The sequence below is a fragment of the Parashewanella sp. 2304DJ23-3 genome, assembly GCF_056591695.1.
In genome coordinates this window covers 61,781-84,252 of sequence record NZ_JBWQOH010000003.1, presented here as the reverse complement: position 1 = coordinate 84,252, position 22,472 = coordinate 61,781, and the positions used below count along the sequence as shown (strand labels likewise).

At 38.2% G+C, this 22,472-nt stretch carries 24 protein-coding genes and 1 pseudogene; 14 read left to right on the top strand and 11 right to left on the bottom strand.

Going from position 1 to position 22,472, the window contains the following annotated elements; all coding sequences use genetic code 11:
* Window positions 1-147 precede the first annotated feature (147 nt).
* Entirely contained in the window at window positions 148-600 is a 453-nt protein-coding gene (locus AC1EU2_RS08370) for a hypothetical protein (protein ID WP_480297748.1), read from the top strand.
* Between the two features lie 211 nt (window positions 601-811).
* Window positions 812-2,104 (top strand): tyrosine-type recombinase/integrase, encoded by a 1,293-nt coding sequence (locus tag AC1EU2_RS08365; RefSeq protein WP_480298122.1) that lies wholly within the window; start codon window positions 812-814, stop codon window positions 2,102-2,104.
* Between the two features lie 115 nt (window positions 2,105-2,219).
* Here the strand turns inward: AC1EU2_RS08365 and AC1EU2_RS08360 are convergent, their stop codons facing one another.
* From AC1EU2_RS08360 to AC1EU2_RS08325, 8 genes are all read right to left on the bottom strand, one after another.
* Entirely contained in the window at window positions 2,220-3,476 is a 1,257-nt protein-coding gene (locus tag AC1EU2_RS08360; protein ID WP_480297747.1) for a Y-family DNA polymerase, read from the bottom strand.
* Window positions 3,477-3,479: 3 nt separating this feature from the next.
* Entirely contained in the window at window positions 3,480-3,884 is a 405-nt protein-coding gene (locus AC1EU2_RS08355) for a LexA family protein (protein ID WP_480297746.1), read from the bottom strand.
* Between the two features lie 177 nt (window positions 3,885-4,061).
* Complete coding sequence (locus AC1EU2_RS08350; protein WP_480297745.1) at window positions 4,062-4,397, bottom strand: outer membrane protein assembly factor BamB family protein; 336 nt, start codon at window positions 4,395-4,397, stop codon at window positions 4,062-4,064.
* A 58-nt stretch (window positions 4,398-4,455) separates the two neighbouring features.
* The gene (locus tag AC1EU2_RS08345; protein WP_480297743.1) at window positions 4,456-5,451 is read right to left on the bottom strand and encodes a threonine ammonia-lyase; all 996 of its coding nucleotides are present in this window, start codon (window positions 5,449-5,451) and stop codon (window positions 4,456-4,458) included.
* A gap of 25 nt (window positions 5,452-5,476) precedes the next feature.
* On the bottom strand, window positions 5,477-5,923 hold the full coding sequence (locus tag AC1EU2_RS08340; protein ID WP_480297742.1) for a DUF4442 domain-containing protein: 447 nt from the start codon (window positions 5,921-5,923) through the stop codon (window positions 5,477-5,479).
* A 25-nt stretch (window positions 5,924-5,948) separates the two neighbouring features.
* The gene (locus tag AC1EU2_RS08335; RefSeq protein ID WP_480297741.1) at window positions 5,949-6,365 is read right to left on the bottom strand and encodes a GFA family protein; all 417 of its coding nucleotides are present in this window, start codon (window positions 6,363-6,365) and stop codon (window positions 5,949-5,951) included.
* A gap of 111 nt (window positions 6,366-6,476) precedes the next feature.
* Window positions 6,477-6,827, bottom strand: a complete 351-nt coding sequence (locus AC1EU2_RS08330) for a 50S ribosome-binding protein YggL (RefSeq protein WP_480297740.1) — start codon at window positions 6,825-6,827, stop codon at window positions 6,477-6,479.
* Window positions 6,828-6,944: 117 nt separating this feature from the next.
* Window positions 6,945-10,109 (bottom strand): TonB-dependent receptor, encoded by a 3,165-nt coding sequence (locus tag AC1EU2_RS08325; RefSeq protein WP_480297738.1) that lies wholly within the window; start codon window positions 10,107-10,109, stop codon window positions 6,945-6,947.
* A 183-nt stretch (window positions 10,110-10,292) separates the two neighbouring features.
* On the opposite strand from AC1EU2_RS08325, the gene AC1EU2_RS08320 reads away from it, so the two are divergent.
* The 3 genes from AC1EU2_RS08320 (at window position 10,293) to AC1EU2_RS08310 (ending at window position 13,196) form a co-directional block, all read left to right on the top strand.
* Window positions 10,293-11,087 carry a S1/P1 nuclease gene (locus tag AC1EU2_RS08320; RefSeq protein WP_480297737.1) on the top strand — a complete coding sequence of 265 codons (795 nt, stop codon included), beginning with the start codon at window positions 10,293-10,295 and terminating at the stop codon, window positions 11,085-11,087.
* Between the two features lie 300 nt (window positions 11,088-11,387).
* Window positions 11,388-11,801 carry a CBS domain-containing protein gene (locus tag AC1EU2_RS08315; protein ID WP_480297736.1) on the top strand — a complete coding sequence of 138 codons (414 nt, stop codon included), beginning with the start codon at window positions 11,388-11,390 and terminating at the stop codon, window positions 11,799-11,801.
* Window positions 11,802-11,864: 63 nt separating this feature from the next.
* Window positions 11,865-13,196 carry an anti-phage deoxyguanosine triphosphatase gene (locus AC1EU2_RS08310; protein WP_480297735.1) on the top strand — a complete coding sequence of 444 codons (1,332 nt, stop codon included), beginning with the start codon at window positions 11,865-11,867 and terminating at the stop codon, window positions 13,194-13,196.
* A gap of 45 nt (window positions 13,197-13,241) precedes the next feature.
* Here the strand turns inward: AC1EU2_RS08310 and AC1EU2_RS08305 are convergent, their stop codons facing one another.
* Complete coding sequence (locus tag AC1EU2_RS08305; protein ID WP_480297734.1) at window positions 13,242-13,928, bottom strand: DUF3334 family protein; 687 nt, start codon at window positions 13,926-13,928, stop codon at window positions 13,242-13,244.
* Window positions 13,929-14,142: 214 nt separating this feature from the next.
* On the opposite strand from AC1EU2_RS08305, the gene AC1EU2_RS08300 reads away from it, so the two are divergent.
* The 9 genes and pseudogenes from AC1EU2_RS08300 to AC1EU2_RS08260 form a co-directional block, all read left to right on the top strand.
* On the top strand, window positions 14,143-14,400 hold the full coding sequence (locus AC1EU2_RS08300; RefSeq protein WP_129947504.1) for an HPr family phosphocarrier protein: 258 nt from the start codon (window positions 14,143-14,145) through the stop codon (window positions 14,398-14,400).
* Between the two features lie 12 nt (window positions 14,401-14,412).
* Window positions 14,413-16,098, top strand: a complete 1,686-nt coding sequence (gene ptsP / locus AC1EU2_RS08295) for a phosphoenolpyruvate--protein phosphotransferase (protein ID WP_480297732.1) — start codon at window positions 14,413-14,415, stop codon at window positions 16,096-16,098.
* A 36-nt stretch (window positions 16,099-16,134) separates the two neighbouring features.
* Window positions 16,135-16,644, top strand: coding sequence for a PTS glucose transporter subunit IIA (gene crr / locus AC1EU2_RS08290; protein ID WP_480297731.1), 510 nt, complete (start codon window positions 16,135-16,137; stop codon window positions 16,642-16,644).
* A gap of 80 nt (window positions 16,645-16,724) precedes the next feature.
* Window positions 16,725-17,078, top strand: a complete 354-nt coding sequence (locus tag AC1EU2_RS08285; protein ID WP_480297729.1) for an arsenate reductase — start codon at window positions 16,725-16,727, stop codon at window positions 17,076-17,078.
* Window positions 17,075-18,217 (top strand): succinyl-diaminopimelate desuccinylase, encoded by a 1,143-nt coding sequence (gene dapE, locus AC1EU2_RS08280; protein ID WP_480297727.1) that lies wholly within the window; start codon window positions 17,075-17,077, stop codon window positions 18,215-18,217. The genes AC1EU2_RS08285 and dapE overlap by 4 nt, the downstream gene beginning before the upstream one ends.
* Complete coding sequence (locus tag AC1EU2_RS08275) at window positions 18,199-18,900, top strand: M15 family metallopeptidase (protein ID WP_480297725.1); 702 nt, start codon at window positions 18,199-18,201, stop codon at window positions 18,898-18,900. Before dapE ends, AC1EU2_RS08275 begins: the two co-directional genes overlap by 19 nt.
* A gap of 36 nt (window positions 18,901-18,936) precedes the next feature.
* The gene (gene can / locus AC1EU2_RS08270; RefSeq protein WP_480297724.1) at window positions 18,937-19,548 is read left to right on the top strand and encodes a carbonate dehydratase; all 612 of its coding nucleotides are present in this window, start codon (window positions 18,937-18,939) and stop codon (window positions 19,546-19,548) included.
* Window positions 19,549-19,661: 113 nt separating this feature from the next.
* Window positions 19,662-20,399, top strand: a complete 738-nt coding sequence (gene kdsB, locus AC1EU2_RS08265; RefSeq protein WP_129947497.1) for a 3-deoxy-manno-octulosonate cytidylyltransferase — start codon at window positions 19,662-19,664, stop codon at window positions 20,397-20,399.
* Window positions 20,400-20,453: 54 nt separating this feature from the next.
* Window positions 20,454-20,558 (top strand): annotated as a pseudogene (locus AC1EU2_RS08260) (DUF2897 family protein); the annotation flags it as partial.
* A 47-nt stretch (window positions 20,559-20,605) separates the two neighbouring features.
* Here the strand turns inward: AC1EU2_RS08260 and AC1EU2_RS08255 are convergent.
* Both AC1EU2_RS08255 and AC1EU2_RS08250 read right to left on the bottom strand, forming a co-directional pair.
* Window positions 20,606-21,832, bottom strand: coding sequence for a nucleoside recognition domain-containing protein (locus AC1EU2_RS08255; RefSeq protein WP_480297722.1), 1,227 nt, complete (start codon window positions 21,830-21,832; stop codon window positions 20,606-20,608).
* A gap of 43 nt (window positions 21,833-21,875) precedes the next feature.
* Window positions 21,876-22,469 carry a protein kinase domain-containing protein gene (locus AC1EU2_RS08250; RefSeq protein ID WP_480297721.1) on the bottom strand — a complete coding sequence of 198 codons (594 nt, stop codon included), beginning with the start codon at window positions 22,467-22,469 and terminating at the stop codon, window positions 21,876-21,878.
* Between the last annotated feature and the right edge of the window lie 3 nt (window positions 22,470-22,472).

Sequence of the window (22,472 nt, the reverse complement as noted above, 5' to 3'; positions counted from 1 at the left end):
AGCTTGCACAACATTTAATACATCAGCAAACGAGTAATATTTTACTTTAGACACTATTAAAAAGATACTAGGTAGGGCAGAGTTAAATTGATCTGGATCATATTTGAGCGCAGAATGTGACCCATTATTAAAAAAAGGTAAGTTACTGTGTGTTACGCATCTACTTTACGAAAAATAGCTATACTTATCACAGTGTTATTAGTCTGTTCTTGTGGTGACCAAAAACAAAAAAATGCTAATCCTGACCAAATTGATAGGTCTTTATGTAACTTTTTGGTCAGTTCATGCTTAAAAGAAGCTAATGGGGCAGAAATAGTACTATTGATCAGCCCAAAAACAGTTCCAAGCGAGCAAGATTTAACCATAAGTCTTAAATCAAACAAAAATATTACAATAAAATCAGCTCGAGTTGAGGGTAGGGACATGTTTATGGGTATTATCCCAGTAACGGTCAATATACTGAATAGTAATACTTTTTCAGCAAATACCATTCTAGGAAGCTGTGCTAGTGGCTATATGGTTTGGCGATTATTTGTTACTTATGAGTTAAATGGTCAGACATCTACAGTGTTTTATGATTTTCTTGCCGATAATGGCTAAATAATACAATTATCTTAGTGTAAATGGTCAATTTTACATCAGTTAAAATAATTGTGTAATTGATCACATAATTTGTGTAAATGACATTCATTGATAACAATGAATGATTGTTCAATATATCTTACAAGTATAGATTTTATTTTTCTTAGATTAATGCCGATAAATACCATTATCGGCATCTGCATTAAATTGGCTTTCTCAAATGAATACTTTGCAACTTCCTCCTGTTTTACCGCTGTTTGATAAACCTGAATTTTTATTAGAAGGTAATAGTTACAACAACCAGTACATTACGCAAATTAGCCTAGATAGAGTTACGGATGCTGGATTAGTGCTAGAGCATGCCTCAGATTGGTTATATGAACATAAAGATCAAGAAAATAACTATAAAGCTTATCGAAGTGAGCTTACTACGTTTTTACATTGGTGTTTTGATGTAGCAGCCATGTCTCCAGCAGATTTGAAACGCAAAGATATGTCCCGTTATGTCGAGTATTGCAAACAGCCACCTGTAAAATTAATTGGAAATTACAATGTTGCTCAGTTCAAAGGTTCAGAGATAGACCGAACACCTAACGCAAACTGGAGACCGTTTATCGCTAAATTGGTCAATGGAACACAACAAGCCTATAAGCTCAGCGAGAATGCATTAAAAACAAAGATTGCTATTTTGTCTTCTTTTTATACTTATTTGCTTAGTGAAGAGTTTTGTGAACGTAATACTGCGCAAGTTTGGCTGAAGCACAGTCGTTTTGCTAATAAACAAACATTCCGTAACGATACTGCGAATGAAATTCTGCCAATATTCACTGAATTACAGTGGTCCTACGTAAATTCTACGGTAAACAGCCTTGCTAAAAAAGATTCAGCGGCGTACGCACGCCATAAATTTCTCATTAATTTAATTTATTCCTGCTATTTACGAATTTCAGATGTATCAGCTAGACCTGGATATTCACCAGTAATGAGTCAGTTTAAGCAGAATCGTCAAACTGGCATTTGGCTGTTTCATATACCAAACAGTAAAGGTGGTAAATCAAGAACCGTCACGGTATCTAAAAATCTTTTACAAGCTTTTAAAGAATACCGTGGTCATTTAGGGTTATCACCATTACCCAGTTCTGATGAATTAGATCCACTATTCATAAGACATAAAGCTGCTGGACGTGGACGAGATGTCGGAGTTTTAAATGCAAACTTGGGTATTCGTCAGATTCGTGATGACGTTCAATTCATTATTCTACACGCAGCTGAAGAAATGAAAAAAGATGGTTTTGAATCTGATGCAAATGACATATCTAAACTCACCGCACATAATATTCGTCACACCGGCATTAGCCATGACATTAATATACATATGCGACCATTATCCCATGTGCAAAAAGATGCGGGTCATGAAAGTATTGATACAACATCCTTATATCTGCATACAACGGACGTTGAAAGATACCAATCAGCACAAAATAAACCTCTCGATCATCTCAGTATTAACTCCAAACTCTAAGCCCTTAAAAGTGTGGTATTGGGCGTGATGTTTGAGAAATAACAATACCACACAGTTTAGCTTTAAACCCTATTTAACATAATATACATTGTACGCAACTACAGAGTGTCTCATATCAACACCTTATAATTGGAATGTGCTTCCAATTTGTCGTGTACTGTGGCGATAACATTTCTCTGCGCATTGCCCATCGTTGATTCTGGCCTTGTGCGGTTAAATAAATAGTATCTGGTCCAAAACGGTCATTGAGATCATCGTATACTTTCATTAACTCTGAATTGTTCTGACTCTGATTAAATAAATCATATTGCTCATGACTCAAATCAGATAAATCCAACATACCCACTCCAATTTTGTAATAGCGAACGCCTGTGCAGAATAACTTGTCGATAGCTCGAGTTGTTGCTTTAGTTAGTTCAGTTGAACAATTCGTCGGTCTCGCAAACTTCATTATTGTTTTAAATTGTTGCGGTCTATCGTCGTGCGGTGAACTTCCTGCGAATACGAGTAAGCTTTGGCAGCCACTATTCTGGCTTCGAGCTTTACGTGCTGCAATATTTGCGTGTTTAGCTAAAGCTTGTTGTAACTCATCACGACAAGTAATTCTGCGACCTAAACTTCGGGTACTAAATATTTGCTTTTTATCTGCCTGAACTTGATCCCAAGTTTTGCAAATGTGTCCATTTAGCTCTCTAACGGTTCTTTCTATTTCGATGTTAAAATTTTTTCTTGCACACCTCGGAGGCATTTTTGCTAATTGATAAGCCGTTTTAATATTCATCGATTCAAGGCGACGGCCTATTTTTTTTCCAATACCCCAGACGTCATTGACTGCAGTCGCTTTAAGTATGTTTAGTCTATCTGTTTCATTATCGATCACACACACACCTTTATAATGGCGATGACACTTTGCCGTGTGATTCGCTAGCTTTGCCAGTGTTAGCGTTGTACCTATGCCAACACAAATTGGCAAACGACATTCTTTCCATACTGTTTTCCGGATTAAATCTCCATAAGCTGAAATATCACGAATTGCTGGGAAGCAATGGTGAAGATCTAAAAAGGTCTCATCGATAGAGTAAATATGTTGAATCGGAGCGAACCGCCCTACTGTTTGCATGAACTTAGATGACAAGTCACTGTACAGTTCATAATTAGACGAAAAAACGTGTAAACCTAATTGCTCACACTGTTTCTTTACTTGAAAATAAGGTCCAAACTTCTTTATACCAAGCTCTTTTGCTTTACGGTTAGCGGCAACAATACAGCCATCATTATTGCTGAGAACAATGATTCCGTCTTTTCTAATGTCAGGCCTAAACACCGCGTGCGCACTGGCGTAGAAACTATTGATATCACATAACGCATACATAAGTTAACTCTGTAATAGTGCCGCTGGACGAAAACAACGAATCGATTTCACTACAACACCTTCAAATGAAAAATCATCGAAATGTGTAATGGTAACGGCTTGATAACACCCGTTAGCTGAAAGTAATTTTTGGTTCTGTTTGTCGAAAACTTTACAAATAAATTCACCATTCAAATTCGCAACAATGACATCTAAATGTTGCGACTGCACATGCCTGTCCACAATTAAAATATCGTTATCAAAAATGCCCACATCGCGCATGCTATTACCTGACGCTCTGCCAATAAATGTCGCATTAGGGTGCTCAATCAAAAGCTCATCAAGGCTGAGTGGTAGCTGCGTATATTCAGCTGCTGGCGATTCAAAACCCGTGATCCCAGCCTGTGCTGCTATAGGAATAATTTTCATAAACCCCGTCATACTGTTTATTTATACAGTATAATAGCAAAATGAAACAAAATTAGTAAATACACTCGGAAAATGTGCATTTATTGAACGAGCAGAGCTATTCTGAATGATAAAAAGGCGAAACAGCTCTGTTTTTTTTGTAGAAGTGACGAGTTTTAAGTACTACTTAGAAGATAGTTAGATAGAAGCAGCAACTGCACCAGCTGCTGCAACACTCGCAGCAATGGCTTGCTGAGTTTCAATCTGGCTTGCTACGTTCGATGAGCTTTGGTTCTCGGTTGCAATAATACAAGCACTATAACCCATTCCTTTCAATGAATTTGTCCACACCATTTTTCCATCAATTGCTTCTAAGCAAAACAAATGTCCACCTGAATAGGCATAAATACGCTTTTCTTCATAATGAACATTGGTTATACCTGAGCCTTTGAGTTTAGTTTTCCAAATAACCTCGCCATTAGCCTTATTCAAGCAAAGCACATGATTATTAATTCCTAAAAATAACTTGTCCATGTTCTATTCCTAGTTAAACTCAATCGATTGACTATGTGATAAAAAGAAAATTATCTGATTATTCAAAACAACCTGTTTCCAATGTACTGTAATGAAGACTCTTTTTTAATTCATTGCTACAGGCATTTGCACCGCTAATTTGAATCATAACCTTCTTATGTCGCAGCTGTTCTTTTATTTTGTAAGCTGCCATTAAACATGATGCGCCTGCACCTTCAACTAGATTAGATGTGTAGTGGTGAACTAAGCCTATACTGCGCCATAGCTCGTCTTCAGTTAATAATACAAAATCAGTTAATGCATTTTTATAGATATCAAACGTAGTCGTATATGCTGTGCCAGTAGCAAATCCACCAGCAAAGGTTTGGTTTTTATTTGAAAGGATTCGACCACACTTCCAGGATTGATAGGCTGCAGAGGAAGCTTCAGCTTGAACGGCGATAATCTCAATTTTTGGATTTATGGACTTAAGAACGGTAACTGCAGCAGCAAGTTCACTGCCTCCACCTATTGGTAAGATCACAGTATCGATATCGGGTTGTTGCTCAATAACTTCTAGAAACTCAGTTGCGACACCATTAATCAACTCTGGTTCATTGGCTGGATGAACAAAGTAAAAATGTTCCGTTTCTGCAATATCATTAACAAGAGAAGCGGCTTCATCAAAATTGGAGCCAAATTCAATCAATTCTGCTCCAGTTGCTTTTATTTTTGAAATTTTGGATTGGTTACTACCAAAAGGAACCACAATCTTAGCTTTAAGACCAAAAAAGCGAGCAGAAGTGGCAACGGAAAGACCGTGGTTGCCCGTTGAAAACGTTACAACACCTCGGTATCCAGCTTTTTTCACATGATGCAGAATATTAATCCCGCCACGAATTTTAAAACTGTTGGTTAAATTGTGATTTTCATATTTTAGAAACACATCGAACCCGAGGACATTAGTTAATTCATGATGGTGTTCGAGTCTTGTTGGTGTTAAATAATTCGACGTTATTAGTCTTGCTTGCATTACTGCTTTAATCGAAATTTCTCGTTGTTTTAACTCTTCCATAAGCGCCCTATCATTTATAGTGCTGTTATTTTTTCTTTATATAAATAACTTTTTCAACTTCGGCAATTTGCTCATTATCGTCATCAAGAATATCTAGCCTAAACTCCGCTAAGTACTTCTCTCCAGTAGCCGTATGGTGTTGAATTTCCAGCAACCGATCAGGAGAAACATGAATATGTGCCTTAACTCGTTTTTTAGTAGCCTTAACAAAACGTATTGATGAAGATTGGTCCCAAACGTAATAGTCTTCGCCAAGTAACTTCATCAATAGCAGCATATAGTGAGGATCAATCATCGAGTAGAGATTGCCACCAAAGTGAGTTCCAACTGCATTTTTATTAAACCAACGCAGCTTCATTGAAACTTCCATTTCGGTCCAGTCCGCACAAATATAATCAATGCGTACACCTGCGCCCAAATACGGTGGGTAAAGATTCAGTAACAACTTAGCCGTCTTTGAAGAATAATTCATATCACGCTCCCCTGCTTTGAATTAATTAGGCTGGCATTTCACTATAAGATGGCACGTCATCAGGTAAAACAAACCAAGCTTGCTTTTCCTTAGTCCAAACATGAGCTTGTGGCTTAAATATTGAAGTGTTTTCAATTCCGACAGGTTTGAGTTTCAATTTAATAGATTCAGGTTGACGGGGATTGAAGTGATAGACTCTATTGCCGCAACTGGGACAAAATTTTGCCGTATTATCGCTACCGCTATCTGCAACTCTATTCCAAGTTGAAAGTTGACCTTCAATTTTCAAGTCAGATTTATCGAAGAGAGCAGTTACGCTATATGGGCTTGAAGATAATTTTTGGCATTCTTTGCAGTGGCAGGCAATAACTTTTTTAGGTGAATTTAGTAGTGTAATTTTGACCTGTCCACATTGGCAGGTTCCAGATACAGGAAACTCCATCTTATGACCTAATTAATGCTAATGATTATCTATTAATAAAACAATTAGTAGAGTAAAGCAATGAAGATGGGAATAAATGAAAGAAGATATACGTCCTTGTACATCAAAGAATTACAACTCTGGGTAGTTCACATTAATACTTTTATAGTTATCAATGGCTTCTACTGTGTTGTGTTTTTCTAAAAAAGCATTCAACGCTTGTTGTTGCTCTTCAGAAGGTGATTGATAACGTTCATTATGGAAAATCCAGAACTCAGCATTACTTCCAACACCATACGTTCCAGTCCCATACATATCATTGTTATCAACAAAATCTGTTAACTCTTCAACGAATTGCTCTTGAACTTCGACATCAGCATTTACAGTTAGCTGGGCATAAATACCATTAACTGTAAATTCATCAAGATAAAGTTTTTTACGCTGACGACGATTACGCTTAGCATTCTCTTTAATCGCTTTCATACTATTTCCTAGCAGTATTATTTAGTTCGGTACTATACAAAAGTTTGACTTGATATGGAATGAAAAAAGGTCTTGAACTAACTCAAGACCTTTATTTTTTGATTAATCTACAAGTAATTAGAACTTATAGTTAACACCAACACGAATTTCCCATAGTGATTGAGCTAAGTGATTAGATTGCGAAACATTATCTGGTATAAACTTATCAAAAACATATTTACCATCTTCAATCGATGCAGAAACCACATTTTGAGCTGTAAAGTTACCAATTCTCTTCACTCCCCAATCATCATTAATTAAATTACCTAGGTTTTTAATCACAAGATAAGCATTTGTTTGATGATCTTCATGGAATCCAGGTAGCTCCTGATCAATCCTGAAGTCAAAGCGAGTGTGCCAAGATGAATTATCAGAGTTACGATCTACGATTTTTCCTCGAGTAAGGTCATTATCTTCAACAAACTCATTAAATGCGTCTTGATTAAAGTCTGCTCCGTAAATGACATTCGGATCATCCACCGTCGGGATATAAAGCAGGTGTCTACGACTTCTATACTCAGTCGCTCCAACACTTAACCCATCAAATGTATAAGATAGTGGACGTCCTTTAGTACGAGAACCAAACAGCGTAAAGCCTGTTTCATAACCATCAACAAATTCTACTGAATAGCGTAAGTTCAACGTAAAACGATGTGGCGTTTCATAATTTGATGTCGCTAAACCTGGATCTTGTGCATCAATAGTTGCGAAGTTATTAAAGTTGGAATACGACACAGCACTCGTCATTGGTGATACATCTTCAGATCTATTGAAGGCGTAGCCAAACGATGCGTCTAAACCAAAGTCATACTCTTTCTTAACAGCAAAAGAAATGGTCGTTGATTTGCCATCTTCTTTTGCATTAGTTAACACAAAGTCACTCTTACGGAAGTTACGCTTAACGTCTCCACCAGCGTCTTGACCAACGGTTGCATAATCATAAACGGCACGTCCATCAAATAATTCTGCTCGACTAGCAGAATCCCATGACGCAGCATGAATAATTGCGCTGTCCTGTTTCTGAGAATATAAGACATCACCTTGAATGATATACTCATTCTCAGTGGTATAGGTAAAGCCTAGGTTATACTTCCATTCTGATGGAATTTCAAAATCAGAAGCTATAGCGTTTACTGACGGCTCATTACCCAAACTCGGGTTATTTCTTGCTACTTCGTCTACTTGATCTTGCAAAGGATCATAAATTGGACGACCTTCTCCACTAAACAAATCAGCGATAGGTGTTCCATCAGGGTTTAACAGCTGAAAATCTCTACGGTATGTATCAATATTGGTAATACCATCATTCGAATATGAATTAGAAATCCATACATTTGGATTACCGCCAGAATATAGGCCTACACCACCGCGAAGCTCTAAGTTATCTTGAATGCGCCAGTTAAACCCTAAACGAGGTTGCAATAAGTCTTTACCATCTAAAGTTTCGTCATTACGGAAACCATAACTATCATGGAACACTTTGTTGTAACGCGGCTTATCAGAGCTGGTATACCAATCATAACGTAAACCAAATAATAAGGTTAAGTCGACATCATCAAAGGTGTATTCATCCTGAATGTAGGCAGCATGAGTTGCATATTCAAAGTTTGCTGCAGCATCATTCGGGTTATTAGTTCCCGCTGAGTTATTGTAATAGATATCGTCCGCAAGCCCAGCTTCAAAGTCATCTAGTCCATTAAAGCGATATTCACCAATAGTATGTTGCATGAATAAATTGAAAACACTCAAGTTTTCATATTCATATCCACCTGTGATTGTATGATTATCTAAGGTGTAGGTACCTGTTAGCTTAAGTGTTTGGCTTTCCCAGTTTAAGTCATTCGACTGTCTAGAATCATCTGGACCGATATAGATGCTTGCACCATTGACTCGCTCAATTTGGATTTCACCAAAACCACTAGCAGCATCCAGTGAACGTTGACGGTTATCTAACTTTATTTGACCAAGACGAAGCTCAGTCGAAAAATTATCACTCCAATCTGAATACAGAGACCCTACAATCGAATTGAGTTTTGCCCCAACTTCGTAGAAGTGATTCGATAACGTAACAGTATTATTGCGATTGTCAGATTGTGAGATTTTAAAACCATCATTGTAATTATAAATTAATGATGCACGATGATTTTCGTTAATATTCCAGTCAAGTTTGACAAGAATTTTTTCATCGTCAACTGGCATAGAACCTGGTGTACCACCAGCGTCATAACCATAAACATTTTGCGCAATTTGAATAGCGCGATCTAGCTCAGCTTGTGATATTTGATTGCCAAGAGCGTCATACTGGAGTATTTGTGCGCCTTCCAACTTTTCATAATCTGCAAATAAAAATAATTTGTCTTCAATGATTGGCAAGCCAATATCAAAGCCATAACGTTTCTCTGAGTAGTCGCCTGTATCTTCATGTTCACCCTTTAACTTATCGCCACGAAGTGAATCGCTTGAATAGTCAAAGAACACACTTCCGTGAATTTCATTGGTTCCAGATTTTGTTACGGCATTAATATTACAACCTGTAAAGCCGCCGGCTTGAACATTAAATGGCGCAATTTCTACTTGAATTTGGTCTAAAGAACTAAATGAAAATGGCATTCTAACGGTAGGATAGCCGTTACTATTCAGACCAAAGCTATCGTTCATTCTGACCCCATCTACAGTCAAACTACTGTATCTTGGGTTACTACCTGCACAAATTATGGCTTCTTCACCATTCGCTTCTTCAATATTAATGCGTGGATCAACTCGAATAACATCTTTAATATCGCGATCAGCAGATGCAGCAGTATCAATATCTGCAATATTAAAGTTAGAACCAGGGCTAACATACCCGAACTCTTGAGCCGTTAAACGAGAACCTGTGACTTGCATCGTTTCAATGTTGTCACTAGATAAACTGAAATTAAGATCTAGAGGCTCACCAAGTTTCAAGTAAACGTCTTTAATTAAGCGATTTTGAAATTTACTGGAATTGACTTTGATAGTGTATGGGCCTCCAACGCGAAGACCTTTCGCTGAAAAGAAACCTGCATTATTTACAGCTACAGTTTTTGTTGTACCAGATGGTTCGTGAATGAGAGTTACCGTTGTCCCTGCTGCAGGATTTCCTTTAGGGCCAACTATCTCGCCTTTTACTGCTGAAGACGTGTCATCAGCAAAAGTTGGAGCGCTTAATCCTAATGCAATCACCAATGCACTAGATAGTAGTGATAGACGATGATTAATCATCATTTTTTCCTTTAGTTGTGATTAAAGACGTTAAAAAACTTCCATGCTTAAAATCATTCTTTATAAAACCGCCAGAATTAAACCAACATAAAGTTTCAAATTTGTGACAATTTGTCAAACAAGTAACATTTATGTAACCATCATCCATCAAGATAGGGATAACGTGATAAATGGATGATAAAAATGAAAAAAGTTGTTCTTGCACTTATTTGTACCGCAACCGTTTGTTCAATGACGAATAAAGCTGAAGCTTTTGGGAGAAATGGACATCGGATCGTTGCGCACATAGCGCAACTGAATTTAAGCCCACAGGCAAAGGCACAGTTGTTACAGCTCACAAAAGGAGTGCCACTCGCCCGTTTATCGACTTGGTCTGATGAAATAAAGTCGGATGAGAACTGGCGACATGCAAATCCATGGCATTACATAAATGCCGAAAAACCAGGACAGTGGGACAATATATCTAGAAACCCAAAAGGCGATATCCTTGAAGCTCTAGAGCGATTTGAAAAGCAATTAGCAGATAAATCCTTGTCCGATGAAAAACGCTGGCAAGCATTGGCATTTATCACTCATCTTGTCGGTGATTTACATCAACCACTCCATGTGAGCCATAAGCACGACCGTGGCGGCGGTACTATCAAAGTGAGCTGGTTTGGTGAGAAAAAGTATAACTTTCATCATGTTTGGGATACGTTAATCATCGAGCATCAGCAGCTAAGTTACAAAGAATATGTAGAATTCATGCCAATATCCGTTCATGAAAAACAGCAATGGGCTAGAGGCACCTATTCTGATTGGGCAGACGAATCCATCAAGCTAAGAGACACTATTTACGATTATAAAATTGACGAAAACAATGTCGCTCAGTTAGGTTATGGATACATCTATAAACACAGAGATGAAGTTGAGCTAAGAATGAAGCAAGCAGGGGTTAGGCTCGCAGATAAATTAAATAAGATATTCGAAGCTGAATAGAGTAAACGGACAATTGAATTATAGTTTAATCAATATAAAATGAAATCTTCAAAGGATTCCGTGGCAGTGAAAGTTGATATCAAAAACGGCTCGGAAATCCTAAGGAGAATGATTTAACTAAATCTCTGCCATTACTTTTATCAAAAATTGAGTCTAGGTTTTAACTAAATTGAGTGTGTGATTTTATATCGATTTCTCTATATGGTAAAAATCGATTTGAGTAATCGCTTTTTACCGTTGTTCAAGTTTCTCGTTTTCTACCATACTAAAACTGTGGAAAGAAAATAAAGGAGAAGAATAATGAAAGAACTTATTGTCCAAGACTACATGCAACCAACCTTCCCTACGATTCATGCGGAAACTGAAATCACAGAAGCCATATTAAAACTAAAAGACTATAGCCTCATCAGCGCACCAGTACTTGATGAAAATAAGAAACCAGTGGGTTATCTGTCAGAGCATGAATTATTAAAGCCATTATTACATGCCAGCTACCATTGCGATTCTAATCTTAGAGTATCTGATGTAATGAGACATGACACACTAACTGTTAATGCAAATACTTCACTATTAAATCTTGCCGAAATGATGCTGGGTGCAAAACCTAAGAACTACCCTGTAATCAATGAAGATGGCCAGGTGATTGGTATCATTACCCGTAGTCATGTTTTAACAGCTTTGATGACAGCATATAATGACTGTCAGCAAGTATGATTTTGTTAATCGCTCCTTATTAGTAACGAAACATTAAGGAGCAATTTCTCTTTAAGGACATTTATGACGCAGAACTATTGGGAACATCGGCGCTTCACCGAAGAGAATAAACGTAGAAAAGACCACAGAACACCTTACCAAAGGGATCGAGCAAGAATATTGCATTCTGCCGCATTCAGAAGACTCCAAGCGAAAACACAAGTACTTGGGATTGGAATGAATGACTTTTACCGAACAAGACTTACGCACTCCCTTGAAGTTTCACAAATCGGTACAGGTATCATTTCACAATTAAAAGATAAATACCCAGATTTAGGTAACTTGCTTTGCTCAGATAGTTTAATGGAAGCTTTATGTCTATCCCATGATATCGGTCACCCTCCATTCGGTCATGGTGGTGAAACCGCATTAAATTACATGATGCGTAACTACGGCGGATTTGAGGGAAACGGGCAAACATTTAGAATTCTCACATGTTTAGAGCCTTATACACCTGATTATGGAATGAACCTTACAAGGCGTACATTGCTAGGCGTGTTGAAATACCCAGCCGCATATCATACTTTATTCCAACAATATCACCTTGAAGAAGTTATAAATTACCGTCAATTAAAACCCATTGATTGGCCGGTTGTAAAAGGGATCTATCATCACGACAGAGCAACGCTCGATTGGGTTTTATCTCCTTTATCACATGAAGATAGAGAACGATTCCTAACGCCAATAGTAATTGAGGGGCAGCATCACCGAAGAACACAGTATAAATCTTTAGATTGTTCCGTAATGGAGCTGGCCGATGATATCGCTTACGCCGTACATGACTTAGAAGATGCTATCGTTATGGGCATCGTCAAACCAGAGCATTGGAATGAAAGCGTAAAACAAACCATATCGAACCTAGACAATCAATGGATACAATCAGAGATTCTTAATTTGTCAGAGAAACTCTTTGCAACTGAACATCATGTTAGAAAAAATGCGATAGGTACTTTGGTTAATAGTCTGGTAACAAGTATTGATATCGAAATTGACGATAACTTCTGTGAACCACTACTGAAACACAATGCTGTGATGCAGCCTGATTACTATCAGATGTTGAACGCTTTAAAACAGCTTGTGTATAAATGGGTGATCAGACGTCCTGAAATTCAAATGCTCGAATTTAAGGGGCAACAAATAGTAATGGAATTATTTGAGGCAATTGCTTCTGATCCCGAGCGACTGTTACCGTACAGTACACAAGAAAAATGGAAAGCCTGCATAGAAAAGCATGGTTGTGGAATGCGAGTAATATCTGACTATATTTCAGGAATGACGGACGATTTTGCGGGACGCTTATATCAACAGTTATTCAGCCCAAAATCTGGTGCAATTATTGAAATCGGTCCTCACTAAGCTCATTGAAAAGGCGAGGAATAAACTCTCGCCTTTGTTGGTTACTTATAAACCTAATTCGTCTAACAAATCGTCGTGTGAAGATGTTGTCGTAGCATCGGGCTTTTTCTGATGCTGACGCGGCAAATCAATACCATGAATTTCAATCAACTTTTCAGGATCAATATCTTCATCCATTTCAAACTCATCAAGCTGTATGAAGGTCGTCTTATCCATAGCGAATTCAAGATAAAACACATGATTTTCTTCAGTCTTGAACGAAACTCGTCTAGCTTGAGGTGCATCTAAGTTAGCATCAATAGAAATGGTTAGGTCACGATTAACATTAAGCATTTTAGGTTGGCTTTGTTTTATCGATGTCTGAAGTTCCTTGGACACTTTATTAATAAAGTCACCAAGCATTTGATTCATTAGCTCGCCCATCACATTTCCAACTTCATCGGAGGTATGAAGAACGGCTAATTCAGACTCATCAATACCCATGCTGATCATGTATCTACGATATATATCCATCGCAGACTCAGCAGAAAAATTAATAATGACTAACCCAGAGAATCCACCATCAAAGATAGAGAAACAACCAAGATCAGGCTTCAAGCGGGTTTTAGTAATGCTTTGTATCATGTCAGAGTGAGTTATATGACTATTTGTTGCCGAAGAAAGCACACCAGAGACAGATTTACAGAGCTTTAGAAGAATATCATCAGACTTAATTATTTTATTACTAACCATAAAATATACTCTTAAGTAATTACGGCCTTTATATTTAAGTTACAAAGGAGTTACTTAATAGTGTGCTTAAAATTAACAAAAAGCAAAGTATAAAATCTATTTTTAGATTGGATTTTAAGCAGTTAGTTGCCAAAATGATATAAATTAATAATTTTGGAATATAAGCGCCTTTGGTGGGATAATAATAACAACAGAAAGTACCTCAGTGAAAAAAATGTACGAAAAACAAATCACCATTACAGCTGAACATGGAATTCATACCCGACCAGCTGCATTATTGGTAAAGACAGCTAAAACCTACGACTGCGATGTCATCGTTGAATGCAATGGCAAGCAAGCTAGTGCAAAAAGTTTATTTAAACTTCAAACACTAGGCTTATACAAAGGCGTTCAAGTGAAGGTTATTGCCACTGGAGAACGAGCTGAAGAAGCTGTCGAAAGTGTATCAAAACTATTAGCAACACTAAGTTAATTGGGAAATTAGATGACTGTTTCAGGTGTAGTAGTTTCAACCGGGATTGCCATTGGACAGGCTGTACATGTTATTGAGCAAGACGCATCGGTTGATTTTAGAACCATCAATCTAGCAGATATTAAAGAGCAACAAGAGAAAATTAGCGCTGCAATTTCAGAATTGACAGAGCTACTTGTTGGTGGACAAATAAAGTTACCTGAAGACAGTGAAAACTATCACCTCATCGAAGCAGATATTCTATTACTAAATGATGATGAACTTAGTGAAGCACTCATTAATGAAGTAAAAGATCGAAGATACACGGCTTCAATGGCTGTAAGCCGCGTTTTCGAGCAGCAAGCTACTGAAGTTGAATTGATTCCAGATCCAAGCATTTCGAGCAGAGCTAATGATATAAGGGCTTTGTCTAAACGGCTTATCGCCACAATCAATGGCACTCTAGCTTGGGATATGAGTTTTATTTTCGAGCCAAGTATTATTCTTGCCCACGACATCACGCCAGCCGAATTTGCCATGTTACCTTTTGAACATGTCAAAGCAATTGTATTACAGACTGGCGGGGTAACGAGTCACACCGCAATTCTTGCAAGAGCCGCTGGAATTCCAGCACTTTTGAATTGCGATTACACTGGGTTACGTATTGATAATGGGCAACAAATTGCTGTTGATGCCATTAACGGTCTCCTTTATAAATCACCGTCAAGGGATGATTTAAACGAGATCAAGCTGGTTGCAGATGAAGAACATAAACAGCAAGAGCGACTCGCAACTTATAAAAAGAGAAAAGCTGTAACCGTCGATGGCGAAGATATCACCATTTATGCGAATGCTGGTTCATTGAGTGAAATTACTCGAATGTCAGATCTAGGCTCTGATGGCATTGGATTATTGCGAACAGAGTTCATGCTGCTCAATTCTACAGAGTATCCATGTGAAAATACTCAGTTCCAACATTACTGTGATGCGTTGCACCAATTATCAGGACTTCCACTCACAATTAGAACTCTCGATATCGGAGCTGACAAAGACGTTGCATTTTATCGTCAAGCCGCTGAAGAAAACCCTGCGCTTGGCATTCGTGGCTGTCGATTTTCTTTAAAACATCAGCAATATTTCAAGCCACAATTGAAAGCCGCATTAAGATCTGCAAATCACGGTTCTGTTCGATTAATGTTTCCAATGGTAAACCAAGTCGAAGAGTTAGAGGACATTTTAGTCATCATAGAGTCATGTAAAAATGAGCTTTCAGAGCAAGGTATTGAATATAAACAGCCTAAAATAGGAATTATGTTGGAGACCCCTGCGTCGATATTGAATATTGATTCACTTCTGCCCTTAGTAGATTTCGTTAGTATTGGAACCAATGATTTAACTCAATATATCATGGCGGCAGATAGAGGTAATTTAGAACTGACTTGCACTTATCCCTCACTCTCCCCCTCGGTGTTAAAGTTGATTAAAATTGCGATCGATCAAGCTAAGCTTCATGACGTAAAGGTATCATTATGCGGAGAGTTAGCAAGTGATCTGAATGCGGTTCCAATTCTCTTAGGCTTGGGATTAAAAGAGCTGAGTGTTAATATCTCAAATGTACTGGAAGTTAAATCACTTATTTGTAATGGTCAGCTTGCAGAGTTTAAGCTCATTGCACAAAAGGCCTTACAAGCAAAACGTATTTCAGAACTCAGTTCTTAAGACTAAATAACAATAATTATAAAAGTAGAGGTCATTATGGGATTACTCAAAAAAATCTCAGGGCTATTCAAAAAGCAAAAAACTACCGATCCAGGTATCAATATTTACGCACCTGTTTCTGGTCAAATTGTCGACATTGAGCAGGTGCCTGATGTAGTGTTTGCAGAAAAAATTGTTGGCGACGGTATCGCAATCTTACCTAACGGCGATACACTTTATGCACCAGTTGATGGTGTAATTGGGAAAATATTTGAAACTAACCACGCATTCAGTATTGAATCTGAAGATGGTTTAGAACTCTTTGTCCATTTTGGAATTGGTACCGTTGAACTCCAAGGTAATGGCTTTAAACGCATTGCTGAGGAAGGCGAAAAAGTTAAAGCAGGAGATCCAATCGTCTCTTTTGATTTGAATTTTATTCAAACCCAAGTCGACAGTATTCTAACACCTGTCGTGCTCGCCAACATGGAAGACATTAAGATCATCAAAAAGTTTGATGGCACTGTAATCGCTCAATCTGACGTTATATTCAACGTAACGTTATAAAGTCCTCTCAAGCATGGTGAAATAATTAATTTCATCATGCTATTATCGCTTATCTCTGCTTCCATAAAAGAATAATAGAAATGTCTGATACAACCCTATTTGGTATTAAAAACTGCGATACTGTGCGCAAAGCAAAAAAATGGTTAGAACAAAATGAAGTTAATTTTGAATTTTCCGATTTTCGTGAAACCCCTTTAGAAAAAGAACAATTATTGTTTTGGGTAAGCAAACAAAAGTGGGAAACCATTTTTAACAAGCGCAGTACCAGCTTTAGAAATTTATCAGATGCTGAAAAAACAGATATTGATGAAGCAAAAGCAATAAATTTAATGCTTGAATACCCTACTTTAATCAAGCGCCCTATTCTTGTATTAAACGATCAAGTGCATGTTGGTTATAAGATAGAACAATACCAAGAGATATTTAACTCATGACACATGAAGTAGTTAACTTAACCAAAGAACTTATCTCAAGACCGTCAGTAACGCCGCTTGATGAGGGGTGCCAGCAACTGATGGCAACTCGTCTCGAAAAACTTGGGTTCACCATCGAATCGATGGTGTTTGAAGACACAACCAACATGTGGGCTCGTCGTGGTACAGAAGGGCCTGTATTTTGTTTTGCAGGCCATACAGATGTTGTTCCAACAGGTGATGTTTCAAATTGGGATACACCACCATTTAAGCCAACAATGATTGACAACATGCTTTATGGACGAGGCGCAGCAGACATGAAAGGCTCTTTGGCTGCAATGCTTATTGCAGTAGAAGCCTTTATTGAAAAGCACCCGGACCATCAAGGCTCCATTGCGTTCTTAATCACCAGTGACGAGGAAGGCCCTTTCATTAATGGGACGACTCGCGTTATCGATACACTCGAAGCTCGTAATGAAAAGATCACATGGGCACTTGTTGGCGAGCCGTCTTCTACAACGAAATTGGGTGACGTAGTTAAAAATGGGCGCCGTGGCAGCTTAACTGGCAATCTCACGGTCAAAGGCATTCAAGGGCACGTTGCTTACCCTCACCTTGCAGTAAACCCTATTCATAAAGCTACGCCAGCTCTTACTGAGCTTTCACAGGCGCAATGGGATAACGGCAACGATTTTTTTCCACCAACAAGCTTTCAAATTGCCAATATTAATGGCGGGACTGGTGCATCAAACGTGGTTCCTGGAAGTGTAGACATTATGTTTAACTTCCGATATTCAACAGAAGTCACTGCTGAGCAGCTAATAGAGCGAGTTCTGAAAATACTCGATTCTCATGAATTACAATATGAAATCAGTTGGATATTTAATGGTTTACCATTTTTAACTGACCATGGTGATTTAGTTGAAGCCACGAAAAAAGCGATAATTGATGTTACTGGTTACGAAACGCAACTGTTAACTTCCGGTGGTACTTCAGATGGTCGATTTATCGCACCCACTGGAGCAGAAGTAATTGAACTTGGCCCAGTCAACGCCACGATTCATAAAGTGAATGAATGTGTAAACGTGGATGATCTCGTAATACTTACTCATTGCTATGAGCAAATATTGGAAAACTTACTATGCACTCACAAGCAGTAAGCAACCATTTCATTTATGGTCTAGATTCAAGTCACTTAACTGATCTTGATGGATTTTTGTTTGAACCTGAAACAGCTAAAGCTTTTAGTAGGTTAGTTAAACATGCTGAACAAGACGGTATAGCCATTGCTGTCTGTTCAAGTTATCGAAGTTTTGAAGCACAAGCTGCAATTTGGAATAACAAAGCAAGCGGCAAACGAAAAGTGCTTAACAAGGCCTCAGAACCCATTGATATATTGACCTTATCTGCTGCAGAACTTGTTCGTACAATCTTAACATGGTCAGCTTTACCGGGAACATCTCGTCACCATTGGGGAACTGATATTGACGTATTTGATCCACGCTTTATAGCGAAAAAAGATATTCAGCTTATCCCGCAGGAGTACCAAGTTGGTGGACCGTGTGAAGCGCTATCACTCTGGTTAGACAAAACTGCAAATAAATACGGTTTTTATCGTCCGTATCAGCAAGGCAAAAGTGGCGTGAGCCCTGAGCCCTGGCACATAAGCTTTGCCCCTAAATCCTTACAATATATGGCGTTGTTCGATACACAAGAATTACGTAGAATCATTACTAAACAACAAATAGAACTTTTTAATGAAGTTGATCTCCAACTAGAAGACATTGTGACGGAGTATTTTTATAGAGTTGCCTCCGCAGACCACATCTCTTTGAGAAGTTGATATAATTTCTATAACGTTAAGCAAGTACCCTAATCTATGAAACTACTAAAACCTCTTTTTGACAATAACCGAGAGTGGGCAAAGCGTATTACAGAAGAAACACCAGATTTCTTCGAGCAGCTCGCTAAACAACAAACACCTGAATATTTATGGATTGGTTGCTCTGATAGCCGTGTTCCATCAAATCAAATCATTGATGTTATGCCGGGTGAAGTTTTTGTTCATAGAAACATTGCTAACCAAGTCGTTCAAACAGACATTAACTGTCTTTCAGTGATTCAATATGCCGTTGAAGTACTAAAAGTAAAACACATTATGGTTGTGGGCCATTATGGCTGTGGTGGTGTAAAAGCTTCAATGTCAGACAGTGAACGATTTGGTTTGATTGATCATTGGCTTGATCATATTCGAATTACATACAACAAACATTCCGCTGAACTTGAGAAATTAAGCGAAGCAGACAAGTTTAATCGTTTGTGCGAACTGAACGTTATTGAACAAGTCGGCAATGTGGCAACATCAACTATTGTTCAACAAGCATGGAAGCGTGGCCAAGATGTCGCAATTCATGGTTGGATTTACGGTATTGATAATGGTTTATTGAACGATCTCGATGTAACCGTCGATCGAACAATGTGGAAAAAATAGTCTAACCATTCAAAATTTCCAATTATTTTAACGGCTCCATTTAATTCCTTCCTTTGGAGCTGTTATCATTCACTTCATAGAACTTCTTGTATTTCTTTTTCTAAGGTTTTTTGATGAGTTACACATTGATTATCCCTGCACGTTACGGCTCAACACGTTTTCCAGGCAAACCTCTAGCACAAATAGCAGGTAAGCCAATGATCCAGCATGTATACGAACGAGCATCACTTGCAAAAGGTGTTAGCAATATATTTGTTGCAACTGATGATCAACGCATCAAATCCGTTGTCGAATCTTTTGGTGGCAACGTTGTGATGACATCTCCTGATGCTGCAACAGGCACAGACAGAATCAATGAAGCTATTTCAGCGTTAGGATTACCTGACAATGAAGTGATCATCAACCTTCAAGGTGATCAACCATTAGTCGACCCAATATCAATTGAGCAACTCATTAATCTCTTTGAGAAGCACCCTAATGAATTTGAAATGGCTACGCTTGCTTACCAAATCACTAAAGCCAGTGATATTGACGACCCTATGCAAGTAAAAGTGGTATTTGATAATGACCATCATGCACTTTATTTCTCACGCGCACGCATTCCTTTTGGTCGTGATACAAAAGATTACCCAGCGTATAAACATATCGGTATGTACGCATATACCAGTAGATTTATTCAAGAGTTTGCCAAACTTCCTCATGGCACACTTGAGCAGCTAGAGTGTCTTGAGCAATTACGTGCACTTGAGCATGGTCATAAGATTAAAATTGCAATAAGTGCATTTAACTCTCAAGAAGTCGATACTCCAGAAGATGTGAAGAAATGCGAACAGCGTTTATCTGTTGATTAATAAATTGTTTCATGTAGGGTTTAATCTAAGATTAAACCCTTGCTAGGAAAGCTTATGTCTACTTTAGAAATATGGCTAATCATCATTTTGGTGATCGGGGTTATTTTAAGCAACTTGGCAGTATTAAAGTACAGTGCAAAGTTTAAATTACCTCAATTTAAGCCACCTACTACGAAATCAAAATTAGATAAACCCGAAGAAGACGATCAACCATAGAACCAATAGCAAATTCCAATTGCAGCAATGATTCCACAAAAATCAGCAAACAGGCCGCAGCTCAGTGCATGACGGCCATTCTTAATACCTACACTGCCAAAATATACGGCTAAGACATAAAATGTCGTTTCTGTACTGCCATTGATGATCGCCGAAAGACGACCTGCAAATGAATCGACGCCATCATGCTCCATGGTTTCTAACATAAGTGCTCTCGCACCAGATCCACTGAAGGGTTTCATTATTGCCGTAGGTAATGCGTCAACAAAACGAGTATCAAAGCCAAAGTATTTAACCGCTGACTCGATAGAATTAAGCAAGACATCCATTGCACCAGAGCCTCTTAACAAACCAATGGCAATCAACATTGCACTGAGGTAAGGAATAAGCCTGACAGCTTGATTGAATCCGTCTTTTGCACCTTCTACGAACTCATCATAAACCGCAACACCTCTATAGCCAGCAACAAGCACAAAACTGAATATCAAACTCAATAATATGCCATTGCCTAATAGCGTTGATACTGTTCCGACTTCGCCAGCAGTTAATGTCATCAGGTAAGCAATCAGCGCAATTAAACCACCAATGAGTAGTGCGCTGTAACCCAGTAAGACTGTATTGAATAATGAAATTCGTTGAACAATCGCAACACAAATTAATCCGCCTATCGTCGAGGCACTGGTCGCAAGTAACAATGGTAAGAAGACGTCCGCAGGTTCCGCTGCACCTTGTTGGGCTCGGTATAAAAAGACAGTAACAGGGATTAACGTTACTGAAGAAGTATTGAGCACCAAAAATAAAATCTGAGCATTACTCGCAACAGTCTTATTTGGATTAATAGACTGTAGATCTTGCATTGCTTTTAAACCGAGCGGTGTAGCTGCATTATCTAATCCAAGTACATTTGCGGTTAAATTCATGGTGACACTACCAAAGGCTGGATGTCCCTTTGGAATTTCCGGCATTAAACGGGATAACAATGGTTCAGTGATTTTTGCAATCAAACGAATTAAGCCTGCTTTTTCCCCTACTCGAATCACCCCCATCCATAGGGTTAACACACCTACTAATCCGATAGAAATTGTCGCAGCTAATTTAGCATTATCGAAAAGGTACCTCACTGATTCAGTTAATACATGAGCATCACCTGAGTACATTCGGTATATGATTGATAAGAATGAAACAATAAAAAGATACCACCAGACGCGATTTAGCATTTTTGAAGGCCCGTCTTAGATAGAAAATGAAAAGAATGCAATTTTATACCATTTTTCGTTTAATCAGATACTTATACATCTTAGCTTTAAAAGCGAGAATAAACTTAGGTTTACTGTCTAAAAACTGATTGATCAATCGAACAATGGCATACCAGTCATCATTTGGCTTGCATACCCCAATCCCATTTAAGACTTCATCAGAAGCAAAAAGTGGCGTACATTGCCACTCATCGAGGGACTTACGGGAAACACCAATTCGTTGACTTGCGCCGAAGTCGATCAGTTTAATTGATTTCTGCATTGGGAGGTAAAGGATATTAGAAGGTTTTAGATCTCCATGTATCCAACCACAGTCATGGCAATGTTGCACAACGCTGATTAAATGAGGCAACACCTGAACAAAAATAGCTTGCTTCTCTGCATCAAATTTATTCAATGGAATTGAATTTTCATAAAAAGAAAGTTGAAGCCACTTTTGTTCAACGTTAAATGCAAGGACTTCTTGAACCCAATCACACCTGCACGCCCTTAGCGCCTCAAACTCGGTTTCTAGATAAACTTTATCATCAAAGTATTTAACGCAAACATTAGAAGAGGCATCAATTATCAATTGATGCCGCTTAACCTCATAGCTCATATT

Bases quoted from the DNA above. Each gene is read 5' to 3' on its own strand.
- can (WP_480297724.1), top strand. From the start codon at position 18,937: ATGAAACTACTAAAACCTCTTTTTGACAATAACCGAGAGTGGGCAAAG.
- ptsP (WP_480297732.1), top strand. From the start codon at position 14,413: ATGACTGTTTCAGGTGTAGTAGTTTCAACCGGGATTGCCATTGGACAG.
- AC1EU2_RS08275 (WP_480297725.1), top strand. From the start codon at position 18,199: ATGCACTCACAAGCAGTAAGCAACCATTTCATTTATGGTCTAGATTCA.
- AC1EU2_RS08355 (WP_480297746.1), bottom strand. From the start codon at position 3,884: ATGAAAATTATTCCTATAGCAGCACAGGCTGGGATCACGGGTTTTGAA.
- crr (WP_480297731.1), top strand. From the start codon at position 16,135: ATGGGATTACTCAAAAAAATCTCAGGGCTATTCAAAAAGCAAAAAACT.
- kdsB (WP_129947497.1), top strand. From the start codon at position 19,662: ATGAGTTACACATTGATTATCCCTGCACGTTACGGCTCAACACGTTTT.
- dapE (WP_480297727.1), top strand. From the start codon at position 17,075: ATGACACATGAAGTAGTTAACTTAACCAAAGAACTTATCTCAAGACCG.
- AC1EU2_RS08300 (WP_129947504.1), top strand. From the start codon at position 14,143: ATGTACGAAAAACAAATCACCATTACAGCTGAACATGGAATTCATACC.
- AC1EU2_RS08325 (WP_480297738.1), bottom strand. From the start codon at position 10,109: ATGATTAATCATCGTCTATCACTACTATCTAGTGCATTGGTGATTGCA.
- AC1EU2_RS08360 (WP_480297747.1), bottom strand. From the start codon at position 3,476: ATGTATGCGTTATGTGATATCAATAGTTTCTACGCCAGTGCGCACGCG.
- AC1EU2_RS08335 (WP_480297741.1), bottom strand. From the start codon at position 6,365: ATGGAGTTTCCTGTATCTGGAACCTGCCAATGTGGACAGGTCAAAATT.
- AC1EU2_RS08345 (WP_480297743.1), bottom strand. From the start codon at position 5,451: ATGGAAGAGTTAAAACAACGAGAAATTTCGATTAAAGCAGTAATGCAA.
- AC1EU2_RS08315 (WP_480297736.1), top strand. From the start codon at position 11,388: ATGAAAGAACTTATTGTCCAAGACTACATGCAACCAACCTTCCCTACG.
- AC1EU2_RS08255 (WP_480297722.1), bottom strand. From the start codon at position 21,832: ATGCTAAATCGCGTCTGGTGGTATCTTTTTATTGTTTCATTCTTATCA.
- AC1EU2_RS08305 (WP_480297734.1), bottom strand. From the start codon at position 13,928: ATGGTTAGTAATAAAATAATTAAGTCTGATGATATTCTTCTAAAGCTC.
- AC1EU2_RS08350 (WP_480297745.1), bottom strand. From the start codon at position 4,397: ATGGACAAGTTATTTTTAGGAATTAATAATCATGTGCTTTGCTTGAAT.
- AC1EU2_RS08320 (WP_480297737.1), top strand. From the start codon at position 10,293: ATGAAAAAAGTTGTTCTTGCACTTATTTGTACCGCAACCGTTTGTTCA.
- AC1EU2_RS08330 (WP_480297740.1), bottom strand. From the start codon at position 6,827: ATGAAAGCGATTAAAGAGAATGCTAAGCGTAATCGTCGTCAGCGTAAA.
- AC1EU2_RS08285 (WP_480297729.1), top strand. From the start codon at position 16,725: ATGTCTGATACAACCCTATTTGGTATTAAAAACTGCGATACTGTGCGC.
- AC1EU2_RS08340 (WP_480297742.1), bottom strand. From the start codon at position 5,923: ATGAATTATTCTTCAAAGACGGCTAAGTTGTTACTGAATCTTTACCCA.
- AC1EU2_RS08250 (WP_480297721.1), bottom strand. From the start codon at position 22,469: ATGAGCTATGAGGTTAAGCGGCATCAATTGATAATTGATGCCTCTTCT.
- AC1EU2_RS08310 (WP_480297735.1), top strand. From the start codon at position 11,865: ATGACGCAGAACTATTGGGAACATCGGCGCTTCACCGAAGAGAATAAA.